Source organism: Haliscomenobacter sp. (genome assembly GCF_033763495.1).
Lineage (GTDB): Bacteria > Bacteroidota > Bacteroidia > Chitinophagales > Saprospiraceae > Haliscomenobacter.
Window position 1 is genome coordinate 1 of sequence record NZ_JANRKL010000074.1, and the last position, 7,279, is coordinate 7,279.

At 46.6% G+C, this 7,279-nt stretch carries 6 protein-coding genes; 3 read left to right on the top strand and 3 right to left on the bottom strand.

What is annotated here, in order from left to right; translation table 11 throughout:
* Positions 1-82: 82 nt before the first annotated feature.
* On the top strand, positions 83-832 hold the full coding sequence (locus tag SFV55_RS08455; protein ID WP_320029052.1) for a hypothetical protein: 750 nt from the start codon (positions 83-85) through the stop codon (positions 830-832).
* 83 nt (positions 833-915) lie between these two features.
* On the opposite strand, the gene SFV55_RS08460 is transcribed toward SFV55_RS08455, so the two are convergent.
* Positions 916-1,713, bottom strand: coding sequence for an SDR family NAD(P)-dependent oxidoreductase (locus tag SFV55_RS08460; RefSeq protein WP_320029053.1), 798 nt, complete (start codon positions 1,711-1,713; stop codon positions 916-918).
* A gap of 21 nt (positions 1,714-1,734) precedes the next feature.
* Complete coding sequence (locus tag SFV55_RS08465; RefSeq protein ID WP_320029054.1) at positions 1,735-3,720, bottom strand: PKD domain-containing protein; 1,986 nt, start codon at positions 3,718-3,720, stop codon at positions 1,735-1,737.
* A gap of 302 nt (positions 3,721-4,022) precedes the next feature.
* On the opposite strand from SFV55_RS08465, the gene uidA reads away from it, so the two are divergent.
* Together uidA and SFV55_RS08475 are read left to right on the top strand one after the other, a co-directional pair.
* On the top strand, positions 4,023-5,876 hold the full coding sequence (gene uidA / locus SFV55_RS08470; protein ID WP_320029055.1) for a beta-glucuronidase: 1,854 nt from the start codon (positions 4,023-4,025) through the stop codon (positions 5,874-5,876).
* Between the two features lie 4 nt (positions 5,877-5,880).
* A complete protein-coding gene (locus tag SFV55_RS08475) occupies positions 5,881-6,609 on the top strand; it encodes an NrtR DNA-binding winged helix domain-containing protein (protein ID WP_320029056.1) in 729 nt (242 codons plus the stop codon).
* A 13-nt stretch (positions 6,610-6,622) separates the two neighbouring features.
* Here the strand turns inward: SFV55_RS08475 and SFV55_RS08480 are convergent.
* Positions 6,623-7,279: PepSY-associated TM helix domain-containing protein (locus SFV55_RS08480; RefSeq protein WP_320029057.1), on the bottom strand; the 657-nt coding region annotated here is incomplete at its 5' end.

The window sequence follows — 7,279 nt, forward strand, 5'->3', positions numbered from 1 at the left end:
CTCATCCGCCGAATGGCGCTCAACCTACTCAAAACAAATGGTGACAAACCTAAAGTCAGCATTAATCGTAGAATGAACCGATGTGCATTGTCGGACAAGTATAGAGAAAATACCCTCAAATTTTAATGCGTTTGCCCTGCCCCCTGCTCCTGCTTCCCTGAGCGCTGAGCAAATTGCGGTTGCTCAGCAATTGAAAGTGTTGTTTCCAGCTTATCTCAACGGTTTGAAATTAAAGGATAAAAGTGGCGCACTGCTTTCCCTGGGCAAGGACGGGAACGGCAATTTTAAGGAATTGGTGAGGTCCTATTTGATCGCTTCGGCCCAAAAAGAATTGGACAAGGGAACTGACTTATCCTCCTTTGCTTTTTTAAGCATCAGCAATGGCAAAGTCAATGCCCTGGACTACAACGCCTACATCAAATACATCGAACGCATGAAAACTCCTCCGGCCTTTGATGCCCTGGACATGACCTCCCCTGAGAATAACCTGTTTGGAACGGCAACAGTACCGAACCTGCATTTTACCTCCTTTGCCCAGAACCAGAGCAAAGCAACAAGCCCACTGGCAGATCCACTCCTGGTAAAAATGATGAACCCCATGCACTACATCGGTGCCCCCCAAAGCGCTACTTCCAAACATTGGCGCATCCGGCATGGAGCCAAAGACAAAGACACCAGTTTTGCCATTCCAGTGATGCTGGCAACCCTGCTTGACAACAAAGGGTATGACGTGAACCTGGAATTGCCTTGGGAAAAACCACATAGCGGCGATTACGACCTGAACGAACTGTTTGCGTGGATAGATGGGATTTGTGCAAAAGGGGGTAAATGAATTACTGCCCAGCTTGATAGTGCGGAAGATTAAATTTGATTAAGCGACTCTATAAACGCCCTTATTCTCCTGCCTTTCAAAGATTAACGCATCACATCCGCCATCTTCCGCTGAATAAAATCCGTCGCTCTCCTGGGATTTAAACGATAAAAAAGGTCCAGGAAACTAGCATCATTCCCAACCATAACCCTGTATTGATCCTTTTCCATCGCCTTAATGATGATTTCAGCCGCTTTAGCGGCGGGCAGGGCACGATTGGCCTGAGCCGCAGAAACACTGGGCTTACCCAGGCCAGAGTTTTCCATAATATGGGTCGCAATGGCTCCAGGGTGCACTACAGTTACCCTTACAGGCGTGGCCTTTAACTCTGCATAAAGCCCCTCTGTAAATAACTTTACCGCTGCTTTTGAAGCCCCGTAAGCAGTTTGTCCAGGGAAAGGAATAAAACCGCCCATGCTCGATACATTTACGATATGTGCCACTGGCCGTTCTAAAAACAGGGGTAAAAAAGCTTTGATCAAATAAAGGGTCCCATAAAAATTGACATTCATGACCCGCTGGATGTCTTCGATGCTCAGGTCCTTGATCGGGAGAAATTTTTGGATGATTCCCGCATTGTTGATCAGGCCATCCACCGTACCAAAATGTTCAATGACTTGGGCAGGAAGTTCATCTACTTTTTGCTTGTCGGAGATGTCCAGAGCAAAGCCCTTAAACTGGTCATCCCCCACCCCAGCCAAAGCTTGGGTTTGGGCTAAGGCATCGGAATGGATGTCGATGCCCGCAATTCTTGCACCTTTCCGCAGCAGTTGTACCGCCAGCTCTTGGCCGATACCACTCCCGGCACCGGTAAGAACTATGACTTTATCTTTCGCTTGCATGACTTTGGTTTTATTGGTAGCTTATTTTACCACTACCCGTACCCGATCCAGATTTTGGATTCTTGCAAAGGCAGTTTCAGCTGAGCCTTCGCGTTGGACAGCAATACGTAATGTAGGAAAATAAGTACCTGGCTTTAGAAAGGTATATCTCGTTTTTAGCTGAAGTTTGTCATTTCTAATTTTACTGGTAATCGGGAAAGTACCCCCACCTTCAAAATCCCAGTCAGCCGAAACCAGCTTCCCAGAGTTTGGAGCTAGTTCCACACTTGCAGCAAAAGTTATTTTTTGCCCAAGGGCCACATCAGCGCGTTTTTTGCCATTGACCTGAAGTTGAACCACTGGTTGAATGCCTTTTCGGTCCTGTGCTTTTGCCGGTACAATCACCTGACCGTCCTCAATTTTGTATTGAGTGGAAGCGGGTGGAAGAACACCTTTTTCTACCCAGGCGCTCAAGTCACGAAGTGCTTGTTGCAAGACACCCAAATAACTGACGGTGCGGGTGGGATCTTCTTGTTTTGACAGATCACCGTGTAGGGCCCGGTCGGTATACCACAACCGGAACACATCATCAGTTTTATCTCCGAGATTGGCTTTTACGGTTTCGCGATAAAAGTCGCCCTGCCAGGCAAACGCTTCCCTGTCCCACAAAGAGCAGAGCAGGATCATTTTACCCTTGAATTTACCCGTAGGCAAAACCCCGGCGGCTCCTCTGGTAAATAGAGGCCCCAACAGCATTGGCCGTTGTGGGTAAAGTGGATTGCCAGCGGCATCCCGAAACTGATCCCAAACCTGATATTCTTTTCCAGGTACCTGGTGTCGATGGTAAGTTTGTACGGCTAAAAAATTAGAATTGTCCACAAACACTTCATCACCAACTTTGATTTGAGCTAAAACCGCAGGATCAACCGGGCCAAAAACGACTTTATCACCAAACACACTAGCCAGTTGAATGCTTTTACCCGCAGCAGCACCAGATTTAATGATGAGGTCTCCTCCTAAAAAATGAACTGCGGGTAACACATCTTCGAGTTGGAAAGCCACCGGCATTGCACCTGCTGTGCCACCGATACTTTTCCAGGCCAGGTCCGCTGAGCCCCGCTCGCCCTCCGATATAGGTTCTTTTATCCCCAGTTTCACGGCTTCATCAATGGGTATGGCCAATTTAATTTTGCTGTTTTTTTGCAGGCGCGCATTCAAAAGTGACGCGGTGGGGTTTGTACCCAGATAACCTTTGACGGTCCAGAAATCATCAAAATATTTGCGGTCAGCCATTTTCATTCCCTGATACAGGGCTATGAATCCGTGAATCCCCATCGTTTTGTACCCAAACCAGGATTGTGGTGGAAAACCCATTCTGGTAACTTCTGCCAAGGCTTGTTTTTCCTCTTCGTTTAAACCCATATACATATCGCCACTGCCCCCGGCATCCATTGCATCAATGATTTGTGGCAACTTATCATTCAAAATCCGCATGGCGTGCATACGCGCCGAGAATACGTTGGGAATGGCCATCGGTGAACCCAATACATAAGGAACAGCCCCATCCCATACTCCCTCTGTGTTTTCAATGCCTCCGATGGTTCGGTAAGCTCCGCCGCTGCCTCCAAAGCAATATCCATAGGTACGATGAGCCCCGTACATCTGCACAGCAACTGTACGGGAAAAGTGCGCACTCGCCGCATTGGCACGATAGGCCCCAATCAAAGGGTCTGAAGGAATACCTGGTCGGCCAAAATCTACCCTACCGCCACCATTTGTTTCGATAAAATAAGCCCCGCTACTGATCGAAAAGCCAATTTTATCCTCTTCTCCCTTTGCGCCTTGTGATAGGTTTTCATGATCTGGGAAGGGGGTGATGTACTGGAAAAAGCGGCCCTGGTACTGTTCTTTAGCTGGGAAATAAAACGAAAAACGGGTGCCTGTCCCAGCAAAACCACCATGAACATAACGATGCCGCACCGGCGTATCTCGCCATTCATCAAGGTCAATGTAAGGTTTACTAAACATAGAATCCTGTGCAGGGTTGTAGGGAGCCTGACCCGCTAAGCCAAAGCAAACTCCAAGTAAAAACCCGCTAAGTAAGGATGCGAACAAACCTTGTTTAAAGCATTTTTTCATGATGATATTGATAGCTGAGTTGATAAGGGGCAATAAAAAATAAATGTTCATTTTGCCCCACTACTAATGAATGGAACAAAGGTAAGAGAAAATTTTTCTATTGTATAAAAAAAATACATTAATCCCGCTTCATAGTTTATCTTTGCAAAAAATCCTGCACCACCCTTAATATCGCACTTAAAATGAACAACTTGCGCACACTTTTCTTTTTGGCCATTTTGAGTCTTTATCATCTAAATGCCAATAGCCAATCGAGCAATGACATCTCGAGTATTGCCCTTTTTCCACAACAAAACGAGATCAGAAACACCTTCAATCTATCCGGTATTTGGCGTTTTAAAAAGGACTCTCTCGAAGTAGGGGAAAAAGAAAACTGGCAAAACGGCCTTACTGCTTATCGCTCCATCGCAGTACCCGGTAGCTGGAACGAGCAGTTTACGGATAGTCGCGACTACCTGGGGATGGTGTGGTATGAAAAAGAAACTTACGCGCCGAGCCCTTGGCGAGGGCAACGCATTTTTATCCGGGTGGGTTCGGCTACTTATGCCGCAAAAGTGTGGATAAACGGCCAATTGGTGGGCAAACACGAGGGTGGTAACCTGCCCTTTGCCTTTGAAATAGGCTCCTATCTCAAGTGGGGTTCCAGCAACCGCATCAGCATCCAAGTGGAAAATCTGCTCAAGCCAACTCGTGTGCCTACTGGCGAAGTAAAAGGTGGGCCTTTCACCAATTTTCCCAAGTCTAACTACGACTTTTTTCCATATGCTGGCTTGCATCGCGATGTCTGGCTATACAGTTTGCCTAGTATTGCCTCTATCAAAGACATTACGGTTAAAACGGGTTTTACCAATACCACCGGCCATGTTGAAGTGAAAATTGAAACGGAGGGCAAGGCCAGTAAAGGTACTGTGATCCTATTCGGCAATGGCAAACGGTTTGAAGTCCCTTTTTCCTTGACGAATAATCAAGCGACGGTAAATGTTTCGATCCCGGAAGTTCGGCTATGGTCACCCGAAGATCCTCATTTGTATACCCTGGATGTCAGCATCAGCGATGCTAAAACTACCCTTGACCACTACAGCCTCGAAACAGGAGTACGCACCATCAGTACCAACAACAAACAAGTATTGCTCAACGGTAAACCCATTTTCCTGAAAGGTTTTGGTAAACATGAAGATTTTCCCATCATTGGCAGAGGCAGTTCAAACCCGGTGATGATCAAAGATTTTGCCCTCATGAAATGGACCGGTGCAAATTCATTTCGCACCTCCCACTACCCTTATGATGAGGAGTTTATGCGGATGGCCGATCGGGAAGGTTTTTTGATCATTGATGAAATCCCGGCGGTTGGCTTGTACTTCCATGGCGATACCACCGAACTCGCCCAGCGCCAAGTCATCTGTAAGCAATACCTCAACGAACTGATTACCCGGGATAAAAACCACCCCTCCGTCATCATGTGGTGCATTGCTAATGAGCCTTTTCCCAAGGATTTGAGTGTAAGCGGCGGTGGCGGTGACCGCTCAGCCAGCCCCAAAAGTATTGAATTGTTTAAGGAATTATTTGCGCTGGTCAAAGCGAAAGACAATACCCGTTTGGCCACTTTGGTTGGTGTAATGGGCGGCCCCAAAGAATGGGTTGGTCTGGGCGACGTCATGTGTGTAAACCGCTACTATGGATGGTATACGCACACTGGCGAATTGGCCGCAGCGACCAAACTACTGCATCTGGAGCTGGATGGCTTGCACAAAGCCTACAACAAGCCCATCATCATCACCGAGTTTGGCGCAGATACTTACCCTGGTATGCACACCGAGCAATCTGAAATGTTCACGGAAGAATTTCAGGTTGAATTTCTAAAAGCTTACCTCGATTTTGCCGATCAAAAAGACTACATTGCGGGGATGCACGTCTGGGCGTTTTCGGATTTTAAAACCGGGCAAGGCATCATCCGTTTTGGTGGCGTCAATTACAAAGGAGTCTTTACCCGCGACCGAAAACCCAAAACAGCAGCATATTACTTGAGGAGTCGTTGGAACAAATAGCAACATGATCAACCCAAGCAAACAAGACCTAATTCCACAAATCACCATTGATTGTGTCATCTTTGGATATGAAAGTCGACAGTTAAAAGTCTTGATTCCAAAACTGGATTTTAATGGAGATTTTTGGGCTTTGCCTAGTGGGTTTGTACAGCAAAATGACGACATTGATATAGCCGCTCAGAAAATCCTGCAGTTTCGCACAGGTATCGAAAACCTTTACCTGGAGCAATTCAGGGTTTTTGGAAAAGTGGCCCGCAACCATGCGGCTTTTTTGGACAGATTGATCGAGCTCAATTCTGATCGGCTATCCCTTGGCGAATCGAGTAAGGAAGATTATGACTGGTTTACCAAAAGATTTATCGCCATTGGTTATTATGCATTGGTGGACATCGGCAAAGTACAGCCACAGAAGAGCAGCATCGACCAAACCATTGAATGGCACCCGGTCCAGGAATTGCCCACGATGATTTTGGATCATCAGGAGATTGTGGAGCTTGCTTTAAAAACGCTAAGGCGTGACCTGGATGTAAAGTTGAACGCCTTCAACCTCTTACCAGATACCTTTACCATGAAAGAGGTACAGGAGGTTTACGAAACCATTTCTGGTGAAGAATTTTGGAGGACTAATTTTCAGAAAAAAATCCTCGACCTTGATGTGCTGGAGCGGCTTGAAAAAAAATTCACTGGGGCTGCGAATAAAGCGCCGTATTTATACCGGTTTAAGTACAGGTAAGTACAATACTATTTTAAGACAAAGTTTCGACCAGAGCCTGATTGGATTTTGGCGCTTTCTCCACCTTTTTCCACCGCCGTCCATACCAAATGTAAAACCCCGTAACTGGCAGTGTAGCAATCACTAAACTGATACAAAAAGCCAATATCTTTCCTGCCAGTCCACCAATTGCCCCCACATGGATGTCATAATTCATGCGCAACAGTTTATCGGCCAGGCCCGCATCTTTAAGCCGTCCGTAAATGTGCTCCACGGGCATTTCCTGCAAGGTGTATTGATCGAAGTAGCGATAATCGGTTTTCCAATACGTTCCTTCCTGGAAATTGGCGTTGGCCGCGATGGAAGAAGAATCCGTCTCAGGTGGGTGCACCTCAATACTTTTAGCACTGGGGTATTCCGCCTGCATTTTTAACCACACTTTGTCCAATGGCGACTGCTCATCGGTGAGGATCGCTGGATTTTTTACCGAAATTGGATCTACGTAAAGCAGGGATTTTTTGCCCCCCATTGCCGTGTAATAACCTTGTGCAAACCAGGTAAATCCCCACACCAAACCCGTCACCGCAAAAACCAGGGCCAGCAAACTCACGTAAAAGCCCGAAACATTGTGCAAGTCGTAGTTTTTGCGTTTCCACTGGGTCGTTTTTTTCCAACGGTACCAAAAAAGTTG